The sequence below is a fragment of the Gordonia sp. NPDC003950 genome (assembly GCF_053605205.1).
In genome coordinates, this window is record NZ_JBSGIT010000020.1 from 20,918 (window position 1) to 43,518 (window position 22,601).

Genomic DNA, 22,601 nt, shown 5'->3' on the forward strand with positions numbered 1-22,601 from the left:
CGGACCGGTGCGAGATCTGCGGATCAGGCGACGCGTCGGGCGGCACCGGTGAACGCCGGCAGCACGAGCTGACGGACCCGGTTCTCGGTCGCCGACCCGTCCAACGACACCAGGATCACCGCGTCGGCGACCTCGGCGGCGTAGATGTCGCGGATGAGGGTGACCAGCCCGCCGGGTGTGCCGATGTAGCGGACGGTACCGCCGTCGAGCTCGTCGGGGATACCCGCGACCGCCGCCCGTGCCGACGCGGCATTCGGGGCGATGGCCACCTCGACCTCCAGTGCCACACAGAAATTCGCGGTGTCCCGGGTGCCGGATCGCAGCACCGACCGCGCCCGCTGCGCGTCGCGAAGGGTCGGTCGACGCACCACGATCGGCACGTCGATGGCCGACACATCCCCGGCCAGTGCCACGCGCAGACCGGGGCGGCCGATGCTGATGCGGACGTCGGAGAGTTCGGCGGTCATGGCTGTGCCTTTCCGGGAGTAGTGCGGGTGAGTTCGGAGAGTGCGGTGACGAGCCGATCGACGTCGGCGGAATCGGTACCGAGACCGAAGCTCGCGCGGACCGCGCCGTCGGTGTGTCCGAGTCGGGCCAGCAGCGGATGCGCGCAGAACTTGCCGTCGCGCACGCCGATTCCGTGATGATCGCTGAGGTACTCGGCGACGGCGCGCGGCGTGTGTCCGTCGACGGAGAAGCCGGCGATGCCGACGCGATCGAGGTCGTCGGAGAAGATCCGCAGCGGCGTCACGTCGGCGACGCCGGCCAGTCCGGCGTCCAGACGGGCGCGCAGTTCCGCCTCATGCAGGCCGATCAGTTCGAATCCGAGATCGACGATGGCATCGCAGGCGGCGGCAATGGCGATGGCGCCCAACACATTCGGTGAGCCGGCCTCATGCCGCGCGGCACCCGAGTGCCAGGCGGTCGAGGCGCAGTTCTCGTCGGGTCCGTCGACGAGGCTCACCTGCGCCGACGCCCCGCCGCCGGCAAGGTACGGGTCGGCGGCGTCGAGCCAGTCGCTGCGACCGATGAGGACTCCGGATCCAAAGGGTGCGTAGAGCTTGTGGCCGGAAAAGACGAGGTAATCGATGCCGTGACTGACGATCGACACCGGTCGGTGTGCCACCAGTTGCGCGGCGTCGACGAGGATGCGGGCACCGTGGCGGTGGGCGATCGAGGCCAGCCGCGAGATGGGCAGCACCTCGCCGGTGACGTTGGATGCCGCGGTGACGGCGAGCAGGGCGGCCGGCGCCGCGGCGAGTTCGGCGTCGAGCGCGGCCAGGGTGTCCTCGAGGGTGTCGCACGCCGAGACGATGCGCGCGGTCCCGTTGTCACGGGACACCCACGGCAGCAGGTTCGCGTGGTGCTCGATGTCGAGAACGACGACGTCACCGGGGGTGCAGTGGGCGGCCAGGTTGATCGCGTCGGTGGTGTTGCGGGTGAAGACGACGGTGTCGTCGGTGCGGCCACGCACGAAACGTCGGACGGTGTCCCGGCACTGCTCGTAGCGGCGGGTGGTGACCTGCGACAGGTGGCCGGCGCCGCGGTGGACGCTGGCGTACTGACTCACCGACGCCGCGACGGCGTCGGCGACGGCGGTGAGGGCGGGCGCGCTGGCCGCGTAGTCGAAGTTGGCGTAGCGGATCTGATCACCGCTGGTCAGCGGGACGAGTTCGGCGGCACCGACGACCGAGGTCAGCGGTCCGATGGTCGACAGGTCGGCGGCATCGGACTGCACCGCGCAGTCGTTGCGGCAATCAGTGGTGGTGGCGACAGCAGTCATCGCAAAGGCTCCTTGGAATCCACGCTTGCCGTGCCCGGTCGGTACACGGCCAGGTCGTCACCCGGAGCACCCCACCGCGGAGGAGGGTTGCCGGCCAGCTAGCCGGGGCTTGTCGCTGGCACTCATGACCTGCACCAAGGGTGGCCTACGGCGCGCAAGGGTGTCAATTTTCACTCAGCGTGAGCGAAAGGCCGCGGCCCGTCGTCGCCTAAGTTGGTTGGGTGCCCGTCTCCGATACCCACGCCGCGTCACCGTTCGTCCTGTCGCGGCCGCACGGGACGGTGCGAGCGCGCGGCGTGCGGACGCGATTCGCCGACGCCGACGACGCCGCGACCCGGCTGCGCAGCGGCGCCGTCGATGCGGTCGTCGGGGCGGTGGCCTTCGATCCCTCGGCCCCGTCGGCGCTGTTCGAGCCGGTGACGCTGTCCCATGAACCGACTCCGCTCGCCGGGAGCCGACCACCGCGCCGGACGCTGATTTCGTCGGAGCAGATTCCCGATTCGGCCACCCATCGTGATCGGGTGCGTGCCGCGTTGTCGGCGATCGCCTCCGGCGCATTGGCGAAGGTCGTCCTCGCCAGAATGATTCGGGCTCAACTGGATTCGCCGGTCACGGTCGACGGGCTGCTGGCCGCACTCGCCGGCGGCAACAGCGAACACAACGCCTTTGCCGTCGACACCGGCACCTCGTGGCTGCTCGGCGCGAGCCCGGAACTGTTGCTGCGCAAGGACGGTCGCGAGGTGACGTGCCGGCCATACGCCGGTTCGGCGCCGCGCTCGGCCGATCCGGAGGCCGACCGGGAGTCCCGCGAGAAGCTCGCGGCGTCGGAGAAAGATCACCGCGAGCACGCGTTCGTCGTCGAGCACCTCCGGGATCGCTTGGCACCGTTGTGCCGCGAACTCGCGATCCCCGATGAGCCGCAGTTGTTGTCGACCGGCGAGATGTGGCATCTGGCGACCCCGATCCGGGCGATACTCGACGACGACGCCGTCGGCGCCCTGGATCTTGCGATCGCGCTGAGTCCGACACCGGCGGTCGGCGGCACACCGAGCGAGGTGGCCACGGAATTCATTCGCGCACACGAGGAACCGCGCGGGTTGTACGCCGGTGCGGTCGGGTGGGCCGACGCGGCCGGCAACGGCGAATGGATGGTGACCATCCGGTGCCTGGAACTCGAGCCCGACCTCCGTTCCTTCCGCAGCTGGGCGGGTGGCGGCATCGTCGCCGACTCCGACCCCGATGCCGAACTCGCCGAGACCACCGCGAAACTCCTAACGGTATTGCGGGCGTTGGGTATCGAGGACTGACTCGCCGCGTCGAGTGGGCGCCCTTTCCCGTCGAGTGGGCGCACTTTCCCGTCGAGTGGGTGCCCTTTCCCGTCGAGTGGGTGCCCTTTCCCGTCGAGTGGGCGCCCTTTCCCGCCTTGCATCGCGAGTTCTCGGGACACCCCGACGCGGCAGGTGAACTCCCGATTGTCGAGGGCGCGCACCGAGTCGGCATCGATGACGCCGTACCCGTCGAGATAGCCGGGTTCGTCATCCTCAGCGTCCCGGGTGGATTGGTCGGCGACCACGAAGATCGATGCGCGGGCGGCGGCACAGGTAGCGGCGGTGGGGCGCGGTGTTCGGGACCAGTACACAAACAGCTTGCTGCGGATCGGGCTGGGCGGACCCCGACTGGGCGGAACCCGGCTGGGCGGAGGCCAACTCTGTGCCGGCGACCACAGGTGCGTCGACTGGGATCGCAGGATATGCTGGATCCTCGCCCATGCCATCGTCAGTGCGAGCACCGCCAGGAACCACGTCGGAATCGCGTTGCTCCTCACACACCGGAGACCGACCGCCAATCGGTCCTGCCCCTGGGTCAACGCGATCAACGCATCGGCACGACGCTGCGCCATCGACCGCCGATCCGCTGACTGCGGCGAAGCCCTGGCTCGACGCCCGCCGGATACACCCGGAAGAGCACAGACGAGTTCACCTGAACCAGAACCACTTTCACGCACCTCGGCCCCACCCGGAACTCCCGGGTGGGGCCGTTGCATATCGACCGAGGCCAGCCGATCAGATCCACATCCACAGCCACTGACGGCTGCGCGGGTCGTAGCGACGCACGCGGCGACGACGCTGGACGCGGACGGGATTGTTGTTGCGGCGAGGTGCGGGCATGATGAACTCCTGTGTTCATAGACGTGAGATCCGCTGTGTGCGTTTCTCTCTGACGTCTTCCACGATGCCGGTCCACCCTTGCGGTGCCGTGCACACGACCTGCCAGATTGCTGCGCGACCGCAAACCGCGGCCACATCGGTCAGCCCAGTGCCTGATCCAGGTCGCCGAGGAGGTCGTCAATGCCCTCGAGGCCCACCGACAGCCGAACCACCGAGTCACCCAACCCGATCGCCGCCCGACCCTCGGGTCCCATCGCCCGATGGGTGGTGGTCGCGGGGTGGGTGATCAGTGACTTGGAGTCGCCCAGGTTGTTCGAGATGTCGATGACGCGGAGTGCGTTGAGCACGTCGAAGGCGCGTTTCTTGCCCTTGACACCGCCCATTTCGGCCAACTCGAAGGTGACGACGGTGCCGCCACCGGACATCTGCTCCTTGGCGAGCTCGTACTGCGGATGTGATTGCAGGAACGGGTATTTGACCCACCCCACCCGCGGATCGTCCTCCAGGAACTGCGCGATTCGCAGTGCCGAGGCGACCGACGCGTCGACGCGCAGGCGTAGGGTCTCCAGACCCTTCACCAGCGTCCACGCGTTGAACGGGCTCAACGCAGGACCGGTGTGACGCATCAGCGTCTGCACCGGGCCGTCGATGTACTCCTTGGTGCCGAGCACCGCACCACCCATCACGCGGCCCTGCCCGTCGATATGCTTGGTGCCCGAGTAGACGATGACGTCGGCCCCGAGTTCGAGACCACGCTGCAGCAACGGGGTGGCGAACACGTTGTCCAACACCACCTTTGCACCCGCGGCATGCGCCAGCTCGGACACCCGCGCCACGTCGACGAGGGTCTGCATCGGATTCGACGGGGTTTCGAAGAACACTGCGTCGGCCGGCGTGGACAACGCCTTCTCCCACTGGGAGAGATCCTCACCGTCGACGAATTCCGTTGTCACACCCCAGCGCGGCAGGATCTCGTTGGCCACCACGAAGCACGAACCGAACAGGCTGCGTGCCGCTACCAGCCGGTCCCCGGCCTTCAGCAGCGCACCGAGAGAGACGAAGACGGCGGCCATTCCACTCGCGGTGGCGAAACACGCCTCGGCGCCCTCGAGTAGCCGCAGCCGCTCCTGAAACATCTCGACGGTCGGATTTCCGTAGCGGGAGTAGACGAATCGTTCGTCCTCACCGGTGAAGGCACGCTCGGCGGCCTCGGCGGAGTCGTAGACGTACCCGCTCGTCAGGTACAGGGCCTCCGACGTCTCGAAGAAACCGGATCGATCCAGTCCGCCGCGGACCGAGATGGTCTCCGGCGAAACACCAGGTGGCAGTTCGCGACTCACGACTGCCTCCACTCTGCACGGTCGGCCGGCTCGCTCGTTTCGCTCACGACTGTCTCCACGGAAGATCCTGGGCCCGCCAACCGGTGGAACCACGATGATCGAATTCGTCGAGCGCACCCTCGAATCCGTCGAGCACGTTGTAGGCGAGGGAGACCCCGTCGGCGGTGGCCGCCTCGGCCGCACCGATCGACCGGTGACCCGAACGGCAAATGAAGATGACCTCGTCGTCATCGGCGATGCCCGCGTCACGCAGTTCGGCGACGAACGCCTCGTTGGGGGTCCCGGCGGGGAAGGTGGTCCACTCGACGAAAATGGTCTGCTTCTCCAGGACCTCCAGGTCGGGCACACCCACGAACGACCACTCGGCGCGCGTGCGACAGTCCACCAACTTCGCCTTGGGGTTGTTCTCGAGCTTCTCCCAGGCCTGCTGCGGGGTCAGATCTCCGGCATAAGTCATGCCTTGCACACCTTCCAGTTCCCGTTCTCCCGAAGCACCACGACGTTCGTCGTCTGCTTCTCGTCGGATTTCTTGTCGAATTGCCAATGTACTGTCGCCGTCGCGCGGTCACCGGAGACGCTGACATCGCTGATCTCCGGAATGACGATCCGCCCGTTGGCCTCCAACGACTTCTGGTTCTCGGCGGTGAACTCCGCCTCAGACGGAAAGTCACTCGCGTTCAGGTCGGCGGCGCAGGTGTGATCGCGGAATTCCGCGTAATCGAGGTTGTTGCGCGCGGTGTAGAAATCGTTGATCGCGTACTGGACCTGCGCCGGTTCACTGGCCCGTTCTTCGGCCGGCCGGATCAGGTACGACAGCAAGATCCCGACCACCGCCACGACCACAACGATCAACGCCAACAGGAAAGGCCAGACCTTGCGCCACGAGGGCGCCGCGTCGGCACCCGGGTCGTCGGCACCGAGATCGTCACCGACGGTCTCGGGTGCGGACTTGCGAGGTGCGCGTTTGGCCATGGGGGCGAGTGTATCGCCGCAGTTCTCGCCGGTTTCGAGGGCCTTGTCGCCGGATGCGCTCGATCACACGTCGCCGCCGCGAGTGAGGTCACCCTAACCCGAGATTTTGGGTACGGCCCACCAACGCCTACCGTAGAGGGGATAAGCGTCGACGCATCGCTGACCTCCCGCGCGCGTCGAAGACAGACGAGAACGAGGTAGACGACACCTTATGACCGATCAGAGCCGCCCGCTGCGCGTTGCCATCATCGGGGCCGGTCCCGCCGGGATCTACGCCGCCGATGCGCTGATGAAGTCCGACACCGCCAAGGATCGCGGTGTCAGCATCGACCTCTATGAGCGGATGCCCGCGCCGTTCGGCCTGATTCGCTACGGCGTCGCACCCGATCATCCCCGCATCAAGGGCATCATCACCGCCCTGCACAAGGTACTCGACAAGCCGCAGGTCCGCCTGCTCGGCAACATCGACTACGGCACCGACATCACCCTCGACGAACTGAAGTCGCTGTACGACGCGGTGATCTTCTCCACCGGCGCCACCGACGACCGCGGACTGCAGATCCCCGGCGTCGACCTCGATCGTTCCTACGGCGCCGCGCAGTTCGTCGCCTGGTATGACGGCCACCCCGACTTCCCCCGCGAATGGCCGCTGGACCAGGAGAAGGTCGCCGTCATCGGAGTCGGCAACGTCGCACTCGACGTCGCGCGCGTGCTCGCCAAGACCGGCGACGAACTGCTCCCGACCGAGATCCCGGACAACGTCTACCAGGGACTCAAGGCCAACAAGGCCGTCGAGGTGCACGTCTTCGGACGACGCGGACCGGCGCAGGCCAAGTTCACCCCGCTCGAACTCAAGGAACTCGACCACTCGCCGAACATCGAGGTCATCGTCGATCCCGAGGACATCGACTACGACGAGGGTTCGGCCGTGGCCCGTCGCGGATCTAAGATCACCGACCAGGTCGCCACGATCATCGAGAACTACGCGATGCGCGAGCCCAAGCAGGGCGCCATCCACAAGCTGTTCCTGCACTTCTTCGAAAGCCCCATCGAGATCCTCGGCGAGGACGGCAAGGTCGTCGGTCTACGCACCGAGCGCACCCAGCTCGACGGCACCGGCAACGTCAAGCCCACCGGCAAGCACACCGACTGGGACGTCACCGCGATCTACCGCGCCGTCGGCTACCTGTCCGACAACCTGCCGGAGATCCCGTTCGACACCCAGGCCGGCGTCATCCCCAACGAGGCCGGACGCATCTTCGACGAGGGCACCCACCTCGTCGGCCTGTACACCACCGGTTGGGTCAAGCGCGGTCCAGTCGGCCTGATCGGCCACACCAAGGGCGACGCCAATGAGACCGTCGAGTGCATCATCGAGGACATGAGCAACGGCGTGCTGAACACGCCGTCGAGTCCGTCCGAGGACGCCGTCATCGAACTGCTCGAGTCCAAGAGCATCCCGTTCACCACCTGGGACGGCTGGTACCGCCTCGACGAGCACGAGCGGTCCCTCGGCGCCGAACAGGGCCGCGAGCGCATCAAGGTCGTCGAGCGTGAGGACATGCTGGCCGCGTCCGAGCCCGGCAAGGTGCAAAAAGCCTGACTCCGTCAGGGGTGCAGAAGGCCTGACGCACGCGCACAACCGAATACTGAAAGTGGCGGAAGAATCTTCTTCCGCCACTTTTGTTTCGCGCCCCAGGAGATCTTGGCCGGGGAACACAAAACCCGCGGAAGAAGGTTCTTCCGCGGGTTTTGGTGTGAGAGCGGTCAGTTCGTCGCCGACGGCGGCGTGTTGACCGTCCCCGGGGTTCCCTGCTGCTGCCGGACGTTGGCCCAGAAGCCGAAGTTGTTGGTCACGTCCTCGACCTCCTGACCGATCGTGTAGCCGGAGATCGACGACGGGAAGCAGGCACGCCAGGTCGTCTCGAGCTGAGCCGGCTTGAAAGCCTGACCCGGCAGGAGTTCACCGCGGATGGTGTTGCGTGCGGTGTCCTTGTTCGCGCCGGCAGCGATGGCCTGATCCTTGGTACGAGCCGGCACATAGATCGCACCGCCACCGAGTTCGGTGATGCTCACGTTGTGCATGGTCGTGCCACCGATGTTGCGCACGGTCATCCACCGGTGCATACGCCAACCGGGAAGGTTGTCCCAGGTGGGCCCCCAACCCTTGAAGTAGCAGTCCACCCCGCCGAACAGTGCGAGGTTACCCGGCGCGGGCGCGGCCTGCGCCTCACCTGCGGCGACCATCGAGCCACTCGCAATACCCGCCGCGACGGCCACACCGGCCACCAGGCGCTTCAGCGTCTTCTTCATGTCGACTCCTTCTTCGTCGATATGACCCGAAGGTCGTGAACTCAGGCGGCGCTGGGCGCCGAATTGGTTACGTCCACGTTTATCGCAGTCTCACAGGTAACCGTTACGTACGTCTCAGAATTGTGTCCGGTCGGTGGCCGGTCCGTCACCCGATTCCCCGAAATCGACTGTCAGGTAAGGTAACCCTTCGTGCGACGACTGACCGGGCTGCTGACCATCGTGGCCGTCCTGATCGTCGCACTCATCGGCTCGGTCCTGATCGGTGCGCGTGACATCCCGTTCGCCACCACCTGGGACAGCCTGACCAGCGGATCGGCCCAGATCTGGCATGGCCTGATCCACCTCACCGCCCCGCACATCGACACCTCCACCGACGTCTCGGGCATCGTCTGGGACCTGCGTGTACCGCGGACCCTGCTGGGTTTGGTCGTCGGCCTGGCCATCGGCGCGGCCGGTGCGATCACCCAGGGCCACACCCGTAACCCGATCGCCGACCCGGGCATGCTCGGCGTCAACGCCGGCGCCGCCTGCGCGGTGGTCACCGGGGTCTACGTGTTCGGCATCTCCTCACCGCTGGCGTACATGGGGTTCGGGCTGCTCGGCGCGATCATCGCGTCGGCGGCCGTCTTCGGTGTCGCCGCACTCACCGGCACCGGTCCGGTGACCCTCGTCCTGGCCGGCACCGGCCTGTCGGCGATGCTGGTGGCCATCACGTCGGCGATCGTCCTCACCGACACCCAGTCGCTGGACGCCTGGCGGTTCTGGAGTGTCGGTTCGACGTCCGGGCGCTCCATCGACGTGTTCTGGGCGAGCCTGCCGTTCATCGTGATCGGCCTCATCCTGGCGATGGCCAGCGGCTTCTTCCTCAATCTGCTGTCGCTGGGCGACGACATGACCAAGGCGCTCGGATCGCGCGTGCTGGTGATCCGGGCCGTCGGCATCCTCGGCATCACCCTGCTGATCGGCGCGGCCACCGCCGCCTGCGGCCCGATCGTCTTCCTCGGTCTGGTCGTCCCGCACATCGCGCGCGCGATCACCGGGCCCGACTACCGCTGGATCATCCCGTACTCGGCACTGATCGGCGCCGCACTGCTGCTGGTCTGCGACATCATCGGGCGCGTCATCGCACGCCCGGGTGAGGTGCAGGTCGGGGTGGTGCTGGCCTTCGTCGGTGCCCCGTTCCTGATCGCCATGGTCCGACGGACGAAGTTGACGAGCGTATGAGCACCGAGTCGATGACCCACCCCGCCACCGCTGACGCGCCGTCCACGCGCGCCGCGCGTCGTATCGTCCGGTTCGGCCCGACGTCGTGGGTGATCCGGCCACGGGTGCTGATCACGGTGACCTGCTCGCTGGTGATCGCCTTCGTGCTGTTTCTGCTCAGCGTCACCATCAGTGAATACCCGGTCACCCCGATCGACGTGATGCGCATCCTGCTCGGCGGTGGCACCCGCATCGAGAACGTCGTCATCCTCGACGACGCGGTGCCCCGCGCCGCGGTGTCGGTCCTCGTCGGGTTCGCTCTCGGGATGTCGGGCTCACTGACCCAGCTGATCGCGCAGAATCCGCTCGCCACCCCGGACATGCTGGGCATCACCGCCGGCGCCGGCGCCGCAGCCGTCGCCGCGATCGCCTTCGGGACCAGCTGGGGCGCCTGGTTCGCCGAACTCGGCGTGCCGATGGCCGCGCTCGTCGGCGGTCTGGGAACCGCGGCGCTGATGTATCTGCTCGCCTGGCCCGGCCGCAAGGCCAACCACGCCATCAACCCGCTGCGGCTGGTGCTGATCGGTGTCGGCATCACCTGGGTCCTGCAGGCCGGCACCTCCTATCTCCTGACCCGCGCGGAGATCCGCGACGTCGCACGCGCCCAGACGTGGCTCGTCGGCTCGGTGGCCAACACCTCGTGGTCGAGCGTGTGGCCGGTGGCGATCGCCGTCGTGCTGGCCGTCGCCGGCGTCGGGGTCCTCGCCCGCCAGATCGACGCGATGAGCCTCGGCAACGACCTCGCGCGCTCCCTCGGCGTCCGGACACTGGCCGTCTCCTCGGCGATCCTGCTCATCGCGGTGATCGTCGCCGCCCTCGCCGTGTCGGCGGCCGGCCCCATTGCCTTCGTCGCACTGCTCGCCCCGCAGATCGCGATGCGCATCAGCGGCAGCGCCATCCCCACGCCCGTCGCCTCCGGCGCGATCGGCGCGATCCTCGTCGTCGCCGGCGACATCGCGTGCCGCGCCCTGCTGCCCTCGGGACTGCCGGTCGGCATCGTCACCGCCGCGATCGGCGGCCCGTTCCTCATCTACCTGATGATCACGATCTCCCGAAAGGCCACCGTATGACCAAGGCTGCCGCATGACCCGCCTCTCCGCACGCGACCTCGTCGTCGGCTATGACGAACGGGTCATCATCGACGGACTCGACATCGACGTCCCCGACGCCGCGATCAGCACCATCATCGGCCCCAACGGGTGCGGCAAGTCGACGCTGCTGCGGTGCCTCGCACGACTCTTGCCGGCCCGATCCGGCACGGTGTTCCTCGACGACGCCGACATCACCACGATCAAACCGAAGACCGTCGCCCGCACCCTGGGCATCCTGCCGCAGAATCCCGTTGCGCCTGAAGGACTCACGGTCGAGGATCTGGTCGCGCGGGGTCGTCATCCCTATCAGAAGTGGTATCAGCAGGCCTCCGCCGAGGACGAGCGGGCCGTCGCCGAGGCGCTGGAGCTGACCGCCACCGCCGACCTCGCCGACCGCACCCTCGACGCCCTGTCCGGTGGGCAGCGCCAACGGGTCTGGATAGCCCTCGCCCTCGCGCAGGGCACCGACCTGCTACTGCTCGACGAACCGACCACCTACCTCGATCTGGCACACTCCCTCGAGGTGCTCGATCTCGTCCACTCCCTCAAGACCGACCACGGCAAGACCATCGTGATGGTCTTACACGACCTCAACCTTGCTGTGCGATACAGCGATTCACTGTTCGTGATGAAGGACGGCGGACTGGTGCACCACGGTGTGCCCGACGAGGTGATCACCACCGACCTCCTCGAGGACGCCTTCGGCCTGCGCGCGCAGGTCGTCACCGATCCGGTGTTCGGCGGACCGATGATCGTGCCGATCGGAACACACAGCGCCCGCGCGGTTCCCGGCTTGCGCAAGATTCCCAGCGCCTGACGGACGGAGTGCTCAGACCGCGATCGCGCCCGCCAGCCACACACCGGATGCCAGCAACGCGCCGAGCAGTTCGATCCCGATGGTGACCGCCGATGCCTTGGTGGCACCGACGGTGCCGCGCCATGCGGCCGCGGTGCTGCGGGTGCGGATCAACTCGGAAACCATTGCGCCGGCGATGAATCCGATGAACAGGCCGATCACCGGGATGACGAAGAACCCGACGATACCCACCACGGCGCCGACGAGGACGGTGCGGTTGGGTATCTCGTGGCGCCGCATGACCCGGCCGGCCAGCACGTACTTGATGACCTCACTGGTGGCGATCAGGACCGCTGCGATCCCGAAGATCAACCATGCCCAACCGCCGGCGACGATGGCCCACACCAGAATCGACACGACCACCACCAGGGTGCCGGGCAGCACCGGCACAACGATGCCGAGCAGACCGATCAGGATGCAGACACCGACGATGACGTCGCCGTAAAGCGGTATGATGAGGCGTCAGTCGACCTGTGCGGGAGACGATTCGGCACCCTGAGGGGCAGGTGACGGTGCGGGCGCCGGTGGACGCGCAGCGGGCGGACCACCCGGACCCGCGGACGGACGAGGAGCCATCGGCGGACGGGGACCACCCGGCGGCGGGCCGACGCGGGGTCCACCGGCGTGCGGTCCAGCACCCTGCGGAGCACCGCCCGGCCCCGGCCCCTGCGGACCACGCGGCGCCGGACCACCAGGACCGACCGGGCCTCCCGGACCACCGGGACCGACCGGCGGTCGCCCGGCCTGTGGTGCCATCTGCTGTGGACCCGGTCGTGGTGGCGCGCCCGGTGGCGGACCCGCGGGTCCGCGGGATGCGGCACCGGCGGGCGCGGTCGGCGGCATCGGCGCGGGTACGCCGTGACGGGCCGGTCGGCCGGGAACGGGCGTGACGATCGAGGCGGCCTGCACGGCACGTTCGCGGGCGGTGGCCACGTCGTCGGCGGTTGCGGTGATCACGCCGACGCGGCGCCGATGGAAACTCTCCGGCTTGCCGAACAGCCGGATGTCGGTTTCGGGCACGGCCAGCGCCCGCGCGACGTTCTCGAAGCCGATGGCCTTCTCGTCGAGTTGGCCGTAGATGACCGCGGATGCGCCCGGGGAGGCCAGCGTGACGTCGACGGGCAGACCGAGGATGGCGCGCGCGTGCATCTCGAACTCGCTCAGCCGCTGCGTCGCCATCGTCACCAGGCCGGTGTCGTGCGGGCGCGGACTGACCTCGGAGAAGTACACGTCGTCGCCCTTGACGAACATCTCGACACCGAAAATGCCGCGGCCACCGAGCTTTCCGTCACCGAGTGCGGTGGCGATGCGGGCCGCGATGGAGGTGGCCGCGCCCAGCGCGTCGGGCGTCATGTCGTGGGGCTGCCAGCTCTCGACGTAGTCACCGTTGACCTGCTTGTGACCGATCGGGGCACAGAAGTGCGACATCAGTTTACCGGTGGCCGGATCGATGGCCCGGACCGTCAGCAGGGTGATCTCGAAATCGAATTCGACCCATCCCTCGACGATGACCCGCTCCCCGGCGACGCGGCCACCGGTGGTGGCACGTTCCCAGGCCGAGTCGATGTCGGCGGCACTCTTGAGGATGGTCTGGCCCTTGCCCGACGACGACATGACCGGCTTGACCACGCACGGGAACCCGATCTGCTTGACCGCGACCGCCATTTCGTCATGCGAGCCGGCGAACAGGTACGGGGAGGTCGGCAGCCCGAGATCCTCATCGGCCAGCCGGCGGATGCCTTCCCGGTTCATCGTCGCCACCACCGCCGACGCCGTCGGGATGACCTCGGCCAGCTTGCGATCCTCGATCGATTTCAGCGCGTCGGTGGCGATTGCCTCGATCTCGGGAACGACGTAATGCGGGCGGTACTTCTGTACCAGCGCGTGAATGGCGGCGCCGTCGGTCATGTCGACGACCTCGGCGTGATGGGCCACCTGATGCCCGGGCGCCCCCTCGTAACGGTCGACGGCGATCACCTCGACGCCGAGCCGCTGGAACGCGATGACGAGTTCCTTGCCGAGTTCACCCGCGCCGAGCACCATGACGCGCGTCGCCGTCGGCGACAGCGGGGTACCCAGGATGTCGGGCGGCCCGACGGGTGATTCCTTCGGCCCGGACACTGCCTGCACCTGCGTCGGCGCCTGCGATGCCGCGACCTCGGCGGCGTCGGCTGCGGCCGGTACCGCCGGCTCCTTGCCCATTGCCGCCGGCTCCGTGCCCATTGCCGCCGGCTCCTTGGCCATCGTCACCGGCTCCGGTGTCGACTCCGCGACCACCGGCTGCGCCGCGGGTGCGGATTCCGCCTCGGGTCCCGACTCCGCCGCGGGGGCGGATTCGGTCACCGACAGCGGCGTGTCGATACCCGGTCCCGAGGGCACCGCTGCGGCGTCCGGTGAATCCGTCGACGGTTGCGGCACCTGCACGACGGGCGCCTGGGCCGGCGGGGCACTCGGCGCGGCGGCCTCGGTGCGCTGCGGCTCCTGAGGCGATGCACCACTCTCGGTGTTCGAGGTCATTCCCGGATTCTACGTGGCGTCACCGAGCGCGGTCATCGACACCACACTCGGTGAACCGGGAGTCGATATGGGGCTGTGACCTGCAGGGACGCCGGACCATCACGGCCGGTCAGCCCATCACCTGGTGGACGTAGCACCAACGCCACACTTCTCCGGGTTCCGCCGAACGCATGACGGGGTGGCCCGACGCCGCGAAATGCGCGGTCGCGTGCTTACGTGGCGACGAGTCACAGCAGGCGATATGCCCGCATTCCAGGCACTCACGCAGATGCGACCAGTGCTGCTCACCGAGTTCGACACAGTCCTGGCATTGGTCGCTACGGCCGTTCTCCGGCGGCGGGTCGCCGGCCGGATCGGCACCGTAGCGGGCGAGTTCCGGGCAACGGTCGCCCGTCGCCCCGGCGCCCGCCGCGTCGTCGCTGCGGTTTCCACGTCCAAACAATCGCATTCATCCATTATCGCCACTGTGACGCGGCCACACCGGTGCTACGTTCGTCCGAGTGAGCGCCTCACTCCTGCTCGTCGCGGCGGTGTCGCTCGCGATCGCCGCGCTGTGTCGTCATTTCGGTCTGTCCGCTCCGCTGGTACTCGTCGCGGTCGGTCTGGCCCTCGGATGGATCCCGGGTCTGCCCGAGGTGACCCTGGAACCCGATTTCGTGCTGTTCGTCATCCTGCCGCCGCTGCTGTACTCGGCCGCGCAGGACAGTTCGTATCAGGAGATACGGGCCAATCGCCGATCCATCGGTCTGCTGGCCGTCGGCCTGCCGCTGTTCTCGACGGTGCTGGTCGGGCTGGTCGCCTGGTGGAGCATCCCGCACGTGCCACTGGCCGCCGCCCTGGTGCTCGGTGCGATCGTGGCGCCGCCGGACGCGGTGTCGGCGCAGGCGATCGGGCGCAAGGTGGGCCTGCCGCGGCGCATCATGACGTTGCTGGGGGGCGAGAGCCTGCTCAACGACGCGACGGCGCTCACCGCGTTGCGCGTCGCCGTCGCCGCGGCCGTCGGGATGACCACGACCGTGTGGAACGGCATCTCGACGTTCCTGCTGGCCGCCATCGGCGGACTCCTCGTCGGCCTGGCGATCGGCTACCTCACCTCGTGGGTGCGCGGCTGGCTCACCGACCCGACCATGGAGACCGCGATCGGCATCATGGTGCCATTCGGCACCTACTTCGTCGCCGAGGAGTTCGGAGCGTCCGGGGTGATCGCGGTGGTCACCGCGGGCCTGCTGCTCGGACAACGATCGGTCCGCGAGGGCTATCAGACCCGCCTGCAGGACGAGGCGGTGCGCAAATCCATCGACGCCGTCCTCGAGGCATTCGTCTTCCTGCTCATCGGCCTGCAACTGCCCGACCTGGTCGACGGACTACACGGTGAGTCGTGGGCCCAGATCGCCATCGACGCCGTCGTGGTACTCCTCGCGGTGATCGTGGTGCGCTTCATCTGGGTGTATCCGGCGACCTATCTGCCGCGGCTGCTGTCACGCACCATCCGGGAACGCGAGCCGTTCCCGAAGCCGAGTTGGGTATTCATCGTCGGCTGGGCCGGAATGCGTGGGGTGGTGTCGCTCGCGGCGGCGTTCGCGATCCCGCTGACCACCAACTCCGACGCCCCGTTCCCGGCGCGGGCGGAGATCATCTTCCTCACCTTCGTCGTGGTGGTGGGCACGCTGCTGATCCAGGGCACCACGCTGCCGTGGATCATCCGACGTCTCGGTGTCGCCGGCGACGACGCCGCCACCGAACGCCTGGCCTATGCCGGCGCACAGGACCGGGCCTCGCGCGAATCCGAGGCGCTGCTCGATCAGATCGAGGCGCAGATGGCACCCGACGACGTCCGTCGGCATCAGATCGGGATGCAGCGCAAATGGGTGACCACGCAACGGAATACGGCGTGGGAGGAGCTCGGCCGGGGACCCGATGCCATCGGCGAGAGCCCCACCGCGGCCGGCAACCGCATCCGCGGCAAGATCCTCGCGGTGCAACGCAAGGTGTTCATCGAGGAACGCGACGCCGGCCGCATCGACGACGAGGTGCTCCGGATGGCGTTGCGGCGGTTGGACTTCGCCGAGGGATACACCGACCGCAGCGACAGCTGAGCGGCCGGGTCACGCCTCGTCGGAGCCGACGCGGTCCCCGATCTCGTCGATGTGCTCGACACCCCCGGAATCGTCGGTGTCGTCGACGTCGTCGAGTTCGTAGACCACCGTCTCCTGGGTCCGGCCCCGCAGCGTGACGGTTTCCGCACGGCGCCAATGCCGACCCTCGTCGCCCTTCACCGCATCCATTGCACGACCGGATGCCAAGGGGCGCAATGGGTCACGCTTGGCCAGCTCCGAGAGCCGGGCGCTCTCGTTGACCGGATCACCGATCACCGTGTACTCGAATCGTTCGATGGCACCGACGTTTCCGGCGACCACCGGTCCGTGGCTGATCCCGATGCCGGCGGATAGTTCCGGCACCTCCAAGCGCAGCCGCATCGAGATGTGCCGGCCCGCGGCCAACGCCGCCCCGGCCGCATCCGGAAGGGCCAGCGGCGCACCGAAGATCGCCAGCACCGCGTCGCCCTCGAACTTGTTGACCAAGCCCTTCTGTTCCTCCACCGCCGCCACGATGACCGCGAAGAAGCGGTTCAGGATCTCCACCACCTCCACCGGGGAACGTTGCGCCGCAAGGGTTGTCGAACCGATCACGTCGACGAAGACAGCGGCCACCACCCGTTCGACACCGCCGAGTTCCGGGTCCGATGACAACGCCGCCGCGGCCACCTCGCGTCCGACATGCCGACCGAATATGTCCCGCATGTGCTCTCGTTCACGCAGCCCGCCGACCATCGAGTTGAATCCGGCCTGCAGATCGCCGAGTTCGGTGCCGTCGTAGACGACGAGGTCGGCGTCATCGAGCCGGCCCGCCTGGACCCGTTCCATCGCCGAGCGGACACTGCGGATCGGCCCGATGACGGACAGACTGGACAGCAGGGTCAGGATCAGACCGGTGGCCAGCGCGGTGAGCGCGAGCACCATCACCCCGACGAACAGGTCGAGTTTGGTCGTCTCGGCGCGGAACGCGCCGAACATCACCACCAGCAGGATGCCGACGATGGGGATGGCCGATCCGACCATCCAGGAGGTCACCGATCGGCTGCGGACGCCGCTGCGTTTGCGTCGGCCGTAGCCGGCGCTGATGAGCTCCGCGGCCACCGGACGCAGGGAGAACTCGATCAGCAGCGACGAGATCGCGACGACCACCACCCCGCTGAGCCCGACGACGAAGAACATCTTGGGGATGAGGTCGGGGTCGGTTATCCCATAGGCGAGGGTGAAGAAGACCACCGCACCGGCCCACAGGGCTGCCTGGAGGCCGAGCAGACGTATCGGGGCGCGTCGGGCGCGGCGCGCGTCCTTCTTGGTGGGTTCCCGATCCTGGATGGCCCAGCGCAGATCGCGGACCACGACGACGGTACCGAGGACGATCCCGATGACGAAGGCGAACACCACGTACACCGGGAGCGCGATGAAGTTGACCCACCACAGGTTGCTCCGGAACACCGACGGTTCGGGAATCCCCACCGAGGTGAGCGTGATCGCCATGATCGCACCCACCAGGTTCGCGAACACGATCGACGACGTGAGCAGCGTCTGGATGCGGACGCGCTGTCTGACCCCGCTCTCCTTCGACGAGCCGAGCAGGATCGATCCGTAGTCACGTCTACCCGTCCTCGCCACCCGATCACCTTCTCACGACTCGCCCGAGGTGGAATCGATCCGGGCGTCCGGTGCGTGTAACACCCGCGCCGGTCATTCGCGATGCAAACAATATCGGCGCGATCTGGTTCTGCGCCGCGGATAGCAGTGTCGATGTCCGGTTCCCATGACGCCCACGTCGCCCCGGATGCGGCCGGATCGCCGATCGCATCCGGGTGGACGATTCACCCGCAACAGCAGCAGCCCTCCGGCCGATCACCGCGTCGTCGGCGCCTGCCGGGTCGCCGCTTGGTCATCCCGGGCATCGCCGCCGTGGTGACGCTGCTCCTCTACGTCCTCAGCGGCCTGATCACCGGCGGGAACACCGCCTCTGCGCTCGTCGGGCACCCGGAGGTGCTGCGCCCGGGCTGCACCTGGGACTCCTCGGGCAATTACGTGCAGAACTGCAGGGTGTGGTCGGCGTCGATGAACAAGTACATCGTCGTGCAGGTCCGCGCCTCCAACGGCAGCGACAAGGGCATCTACCTGCTCGACGGCATGCGTGCGGTGGACACCCATTCGGCATGGACCAGTGATGTGCAGGCCGCCAAGGTGTATGACTCGTCGACCGACACCACGCTGGTGATGCCGGCCGGCGGGGCGTCGTCTTTCTACACCGACTGGAACGGCCCGGCCGGGGCGAACACGACGATCAAGCAGGAGACCTTCCTGACCCAGGAACTGCCCGACTATCTGTCGCAGAACTTCGGCGTCAGCAAGTCCGGCAACGCGATCGTCGGGCTGTCGATGTCGGCGGGTCCGGCGGTGACCCTCGCCGAGAAGCATCCCGAGCAGTTCAAGGTGGTGCAGGCGATGTCGGGGTACTACCAACTCGACAACCCGATCGGCGCGCTCGGCGTGCTGGCGTCGCAGACGATCGTCTCCAACTACACCAACGGCATCGTCAACATGTGGGGTGCGCCGGGCAGCGCACAGTGGGCCGCCAACGATCCGTCCCGCAACGTCGACAAGCTGAAGGAGAACGGCCAGGTGCTGATCATCTCCTCCGGCAACGGATTCCTCACCACATCGGAGATGGCGAAGCTATCCCAGCAGGATCAGATCAGCGCGATGGCGCTGGAGATGCTGTCGGCGGTGTCGACGGTGCTGATGCAGTTGCAGCTCGCCCAGTCCGGGGCGTCGGTGATCTCGCTGCCCAACTACGGCGGCCACACCTGGACGACCTGGGACCGCAGTCTCACCGACGGCCGGGACGACCTGCTGGCCGCTCTGCGGGCGAATCCGCCGGTGACCACCAAGGCGCAGGTCGTCAGCGCCGGCGGTGACACCAACACCACGGGCGTCGCCGCGGCCACCGCAGCCGCACGGAAGGGGGCGAGCACCACCGTCGCGTTGCCCACAGTGCTTGCGGCACAGGCATCTTCGTCAGGGGCATCGCCGTCGGCGGCTTCACCGTCGGGCGCGGCGTCCTCGGACGATCCGTCGTCGGGGACGGCCGACTCGTCGGTCCCGTCGTCGGACGCGGATGATCCGTCGACCTCCGCCCCGGCCGGAACGACCACCCCGGCCCATCCCGGCGCGAGCGAAAGCCCCTCGCCAGCAAGCGAATCACCGAGCGTCGGGGTTCCCGCCGGGGGTTCGGCGCTGACCACCACCACCCCAGTGCGCTGACGCACCGGGATGGTGGTCGAGCGTGTCAGCTGATGCGGATCATCTTCTTGTTGACGAATTCGTCGATACCGAAACGTCCGAGTTCTCGTCCGAAGCCCGATCGCTTCACGCCACCGAAGGGTAATTCGGCACCCTCGGCACCGACGGCGTTGACGAAGACCATGCCGGCCTCGATCTTGTCGGCCACCCGCAGCGCCTGATCCGCGTCGGTGGTGAAGACATAGGAACCGAGCCCGAACGGGATGTCGTTGGCGAGCGCGACGGCCGCGTCCTCGCCGGCCACCTTGTAGACGGTGGCCACCGGGCCGAAGAGTTCCTCCTTGGCGACCGGCGACTCCGGATCGATGCCGGTGAGCACGCCGGGCGGGAAGTGCGCGCCGGAGCGTTCACCCGCCGAATCCAGTGTGGCGCCTGACTTCACGGCCGTGTTCACCTGCTCTTCGAGACGTTCGGCGGCGGCCAGCGACGACAGCGGGGCGAGTCCCTGCGCGGTCGCCTTGACCTTGTCGGTGAACTTGGTGATGAAGTCGTCGTAGATGCTCTCGTCGACGATGAAGCGTTTGGCGGCATTGCAGGCCTGACCGGTGTTCTCGAACCGCCCGTCGACCGCGGCGGATATGGTCGCGTCGAGATCATCGGTGGACAGCAGGATGAACGGGTCGGATCCACCGAGTTCGAGGACCACCTTCTTCAGGTTGCGCCCGGCCACCTCGGCGACGGCGGCACCGGCCCGCTCCGAACCGGTCAGCGAGACTCCCTGGATACGCGGATCGGCGATGGCCGCAGCGATCTGATCGTTGGTCGCATAGATGTTGACGTAGGCGCCGGGCGGGTAGCCGGCGTCGAGGAAGATCTGCTGTAGCGCGGCCGCCGACTCCGGGCACTGCGGCGCGTGCTTGAGCACAATCGTGTTGCCCAGCACCAGGTTCGGACCGGCGAACCGGGCGACCTGGTAGTACGGGTAGTTCCACGGCATGATGCCGAGGAGCACCCCGACGGCACTGCGCCGGACGAATGCCGAGCCCTCGCCCTCGAGCAGGGTGATCGGTTCGTCGGCGAGGAACTTCTCGGCGTTGTCGGCGTAGTACTCGTAGATCGCGGCGCTGAACTCGACCTCACCCACCGACTGATCGAGCGGCTTGCCCATCTCCCTCTGGATGATGGCGGCGAGCTCATCCTTGCGTTCGGTGTGCAGTGCCGCCACCTTGCGGATCAACTCGGCCCGCTGCGCCACCGTCGAGGTCTTGGACCAGTTCGCGAATGCGTCGGCGGCCGACGCGATCGCGGCGGTGACCTGATCGTCGGTGGCGGTCGGGTATTCCTTGACGACCTCACCGGTCGCGGGATCGGTGACGGCGTACAGGCCCATCGGACACTCTCCTCGTTTGCGGGGTGGCCGGGGCGCCACCACCTGCTTCCACGAGGCTAACCAACATCACGCGGACATGCCGCCGATACCGCCGTATTGAGACACATCGGCAGCGGTTATCCGCGATTACACGCCCAGTCTTCTGCGAATTCCGGGACCAACAGGACAGCCGGCAACGATATCCGCAATTCTCGCGCGCTTTCAGACGATGTCGCGGCGCACGATCGTCTGTTCGCGTCCCGGGCCGACGCCGATGCACGAGATGTGCGCACCGGACAGTTCCTCGAGACGCAGGATGTAGTCCTGCGCGTTCTTGGGGAGATCGTCGAAGGTCCTGGCCTCGCTGATGTCCTCCCACCAGCCCGGCATCTCCTCGTAGATGGGCTTGGCGTGATGAAAACCGGTCTGCGTCATCGGCATGTCCTCGACCCGTTCACCGTCGACCTCGTAGGCCACGCAGATGGGCACGGTCTCCAGGCTGGAGAGCACATCGAGCTTGGTCAGGAAGTAGTCGGTGATGCCGTTGACGCGCGTCGCGTAGCGGGCGATGACGGCGTCGAACCAGCCGCAGCGCCGGGCCCGGCCGGTGGTCACGCCGACCTCGCCGCCGGTCTTGGCCAGATACGCACCCCACTCGTCGAACAGTTCGGTCGGGAACGGGCCCGAGCCGACGCGCGTGGTGTAGGCCTTGAGGATGCCGAGCACGGTGGTGATGCGATTGGGTCCGATACCCGCACCCACCGCCGCGCCGCCGGCGGTCGGATTCGACGACGTCACATACGGATAGGTGCCGTGGTCGACGTCGAGCAGCGTGCCCTGCGAACCCTCGAGCAGGACGGTCTCACCGCGTTCGAGGGCCTGGTTGAGCAGGAGCCGGGTGTCGGCGATGCGGTGCTTGAAGCCTTCGGCCTGGGTGAGCACCTCGTCGACGACCTGCTGGGGATCGAGCGCGCGGCGGTTGTAGATCTTCACCAGGATCTGATTCTTCAGCTCGAGTGCCGCCTCGACCTTCTGGGCGAGGATCGACTCGTCGAGGACGTCGGCGACGCGGACGCCGACGCGGGCGATCTTGTCCTGATAGCAGGGCCCGATCCCGCGACCGGTGGTGCCGATCTTCTTGTTGCCCAGGAAGCGTTCGGTCACCTTGTCGATGGCCACGTGATACGGCATCAGCAGGTGGGCGTCGGCGGAGATCATCAGGCCGGTGGTGTCGACGTCGCGGTCCTCGAGGCCGCCGAGTTCGGTGAGCAGCACACCCGGGTCGACGACAACGCCGTTGCCGATGACGTTGTTCACGCCCGGGGTCAGGATGCCCGACGGAATCAGATGCAGGGCGAAGGTCTCGCCGTTGGGCAGCACCACCGTGTGACCGGCGTTGTTGCCGCCCTGGTAGCGGACCACCCATTGCAGCTTGCCGCCGAGGAGATCGGTGGCCTTACCTTTGCCCTCGTCACCCCATTGGGCGCCGATCAGCACGATCGCGGCCATGGTCTGTTCACCCTTCAGTTGCGTTCGTCGAACCGGGACAACCCTACTGGTTCGGCCTGCTCGATACGC

Annotated in this window: 19 protein-coding genes and 1 riboswitch; of the genes, 7 read left to right on the top strand and 12 right to left on the bottom strand. The window is 67.6% G+C overall.

The window, feature by feature from the left end; all coding sequences use genetic code 11:
* Positions 1 to 23 precede the first annotated feature (23 nt).
* Both ACWETB_RS17335 and ACWETB_RS17340 read right to left on the bottom strand, forming a co-directional pair.
* A complete protein-coding gene (locus tag ACWETB_RS17335) occupies positions 24 to 467 on the bottom strand; it encodes a hypothetical protein (RefSeq protein ID WP_449741667.1) in 444 nt (147 codons plus the stop codon).
* Positions 464 to 1,783 carry an aminotransferase class V-fold PLP-dependent enzyme gene (locus ACWETB_RS17340; RefSeq protein WP_452212482.1) on the bottom strand — a complete coding sequence of 440 codons (1,320 nt, stop codon included), beginning with the start codon at positions 1,781 to 1,783 and terminating at the stop codon, positions 464 to 466. The genes ACWETB_RS17335 and ACWETB_RS17340 overlap by 4 nt, the downstream gene beginning before the upstream one ends.
* Positions 1,784 to 1,799: 16 nt before the next feature.
* Positions 1,800 to 1,913: riboswitch (SAM riboswitch) on the bottom strand.
* Positions 1,914 to 2,004: 91 nt separating this feature from the next.
* Here ACWETB_RS17340 and ACWETB_RS17345 point away from each other — a divergent pair.
* Entirely contained in the window at positions 2,005 to 3,090 is a 1,086-nt protein-coding gene (locus tag ACWETB_RS17345) for an isochorismate synthase (RefSeq protein WP_449741669.1), read from the top strand.
* A 1,001-nt stretch (positions 3,091 to 4,091) separates the two neighbouring features.
* Here the strand turns inward: ACWETB_RS17345 and ACWETB_RS17350 are convergent.
* The 3 genes from ACWETB_RS17350 to ACWETB_RS17360 are packed head-to-tail and all read right to left on the bottom strand — an operon-like array spanning position 4,092 to position 6,263.
* Entirely contained in the window at positions 4,092 to 5,291 is a 1,200-nt protein-coding gene (locus tag ACWETB_RS17350; RefSeq protein ID WP_348809769.1) for an O-succinylhomoserine sulfhydrylase, read from the bottom strand.
* A gap of 43 nt (positions 5,292 to 5,334) precedes the next feature.
* On the bottom strand, positions 5,335 to 5,748 hold the full coding sequence (locus ACWETB_RS17355) for a rhodanese-like domain-containing protein (protein ID WP_348809770.1): 414 nt from the start codon (positions 5,746 to 5,748) through the stop codon (positions 5,335 to 5,337).
* Positions 5,745 to 6,263: an Rv0361 family membrane protein gene (locus ACWETB_RS17360; RefSeq protein ID WP_452212485.1), complete on the bottom strand. Its 519-nt coding sequence runs from the start codon at positions 6,261 to 6,263 to the stop codon at positions 5,745 to 5,747. The genes ACWETB_RS17355 and ACWETB_RS17360 overlap by 4 nt, the downstream gene beginning before the upstream one ends.
* 211 nt (positions 6,264 to 6,474) lie before the next feature.
* Here ACWETB_RS17360 and ACWETB_RS17365 point away from each other — a divergent pair, with 211 nt between their 5' ends.
* Positions 6,475 to 7,866 carry an FAD-dependent oxidoreductase gene (locus tag ACWETB_RS17365; RefSeq protein ID WP_452212487.1) on the top strand — a complete coding sequence of 464 codons (1,392 nt, stop codon included), beginning with the start codon at positions 6,475 to 6,477 and terminating at the stop codon, positions 7,864 to 7,866.
* A 164-nt stretch (positions 7,867 to 8,030) separates the two neighbouring features.
* Here ACWETB_RS17365 and ACWETB_RS17370 read toward each other — a convergent pair whose 3' ends face one another.
* Entirely contained in the window at positions 8,031 to 8,576 is a 546-nt protein-coding gene (locus ACWETB_RS17370; RefSeq protein ID WP_348807105.1) for a hypothetical protein, read from the bottom strand.
* Between the two features lie 189 nt (positions 8,577 to 8,765).
* On the opposite strand from ACWETB_RS17370, the gene ACWETB_RS17375 reads away from it, so the two are divergent.
* The 3 genes from ACWETB_RS17375 to ACWETB_RS17385 are packed head-to-tail and all read left to right on the top strand — an operon-like array spanning position 8,766 to position 11,747.
* Positions 8,766 to 9,800, top strand: coding sequence for a FecCD family ABC transporter permease (locus ACWETB_RS17375; protein WP_452212490.1), 1,035 nt, complete (start codon positions 8,766 to 8,768; stop codon positions 9,798 to 9,800).
* Entirely contained in the window at positions 9,797 to 10,909 is a 1,113-nt protein-coding gene (locus ACWETB_RS17380; protein WP_452212492.1) for a FecCD family ABC transporter permease, read from the top strand. The genes ACWETB_RS17375 and ACWETB_RS17380 overlap by 4 nt, the downstream gene beginning before the upstream one ends.
* Before the next feature lie 13 nt (positions 10,910 to 10,922).
* Complete coding sequence (locus ACWETB_RS17385) at positions 10,923 to 11,747, top strand: ABC transporter ATP-binding protein (RefSeq protein ID WP_452212494.1); 825 nt, start codon at positions 10,923 to 10,925, stop codon at positions 11,745 to 11,747.
* Positions 11,748 to 11,759: 12 nt separating this feature from the next.
* Here ACWETB_RS17385 and ACWETB_RS17390 read toward each other — a convergent pair whose 3' ends face one another.
* From ACWETB_RS17390 to ACWETB_RS17400, 3 genes are all read right to left on the bottom strand, one after another.
* A complete protein-coding gene (locus tag ACWETB_RS17390) occupies positions 11,760 to 12,239 on the bottom strand; it encodes a DUF456 domain-containing protein (RefSeq protein ID WP_452212558.1) in 480 nt (159 codons plus the stop codon).
* Between the two features lie 9 nt (positions 12,240 to 12,248).
* The gene (gene purT / locus ACWETB_RS17395) at positions 12,249 to 13,988 is read right to left on the bottom strand and encodes a formate-dependent phosphoribosylglycinamide formyltransferase (protein ID WP_452212559.1); all 1,740 of its coding nucleotides are present in this window, start codon (positions 13,986 to 13,988) and stop codon (positions 12,249 to 12,251) included.
* A 424-nt stretch (positions 13,989 to 14,412) separates the two neighbouring features.
* Positions 14,413 to 14,751 carry a UBP-type zinc finger domain-containing protein gene (locus tag ACWETB_RS17400; protein WP_348809777.1) on the bottom strand — a complete coding sequence of 113 codons (339 nt, stop codon included), beginning with the start codon at positions 14,749 to 14,751 and terminating at the stop codon, positions 14,413 to 14,415.
* 52 nt (positions 14,752 to 14,803) lie between these two features.
* Here ACWETB_RS17400 and ACWETB_RS17405 point away from each other — a divergent pair, with 52 nt between their 5' ends.
* Positions 14,804 to 16,399 (top strand): Na+/H+ antiporter, encoded by a 1,596-nt coding sequence (locus tag ACWETB_RS17405; RefSeq protein WP_348809778.1) that lies wholly within the window; start codon positions 14,804 to 14,806, stop codon positions 16,397 to 16,399.
* 9 nt (positions 16,400 to 16,408) lie between these two features.
* Here ACWETB_RS17405 and ACWETB_RS17410 read toward each other — a convergent pair whose 3' ends face one another.
* Entirely contained in the window at positions 16,409 to 18,025 is a 1,617-nt protein-coding gene (locus tag ACWETB_RS17410) for an adenylate/guanylate cyclase domain-containing protein (protein WP_449741676.1), read from the bottom strand.
* Positions 18,026 to 18,157: 132 nt separating this feature from the next.
* Here ACWETB_RS17410 and ACWETB_RS17415 point away from each other — a divergent pair, with 132 nt between their 5' ends.
* Positions 18,158 to 19,675: an alpha/beta hydrolase gene (locus ACWETB_RS17415; protein ID WP_452212497.1), complete on the top strand. Its 1,518-nt coding sequence runs from the start codon at positions 18,158 to 18,160 to the stop codon at positions 19,673 to 19,675.
* Positions 19,676 to 19,700: 25 nt separating this feature from the next.
* On the opposite strand, the gene ACWETB_RS17420 is transcribed toward ACWETB_RS17415, so the two are convergent.
* A complete protein-coding gene (locus ACWETB_RS17420) occupies positions 19,701 to 21,044 on the bottom strand; it encodes an NAD-dependent succinate-semialdehyde dehydrogenase (RefSeq protein ID WP_449741678.1) in 1,344 nt (447 codons plus the stop codon).
* Positions 21,045 to 21,245: 201 nt separating this feature from the next.
* Positions 21,246 to 22,532, bottom strand: coding sequence for an adenylosuccinate synthase (locus ACWETB_RS17425; protein ID WP_452212499.1), 1,287 nt, complete (start codon positions 22,530 to 22,532; stop codon positions 21,246 to 21,248).
* Positions 22,533 to 22,601: the final 69 nt, after the last annotated feature.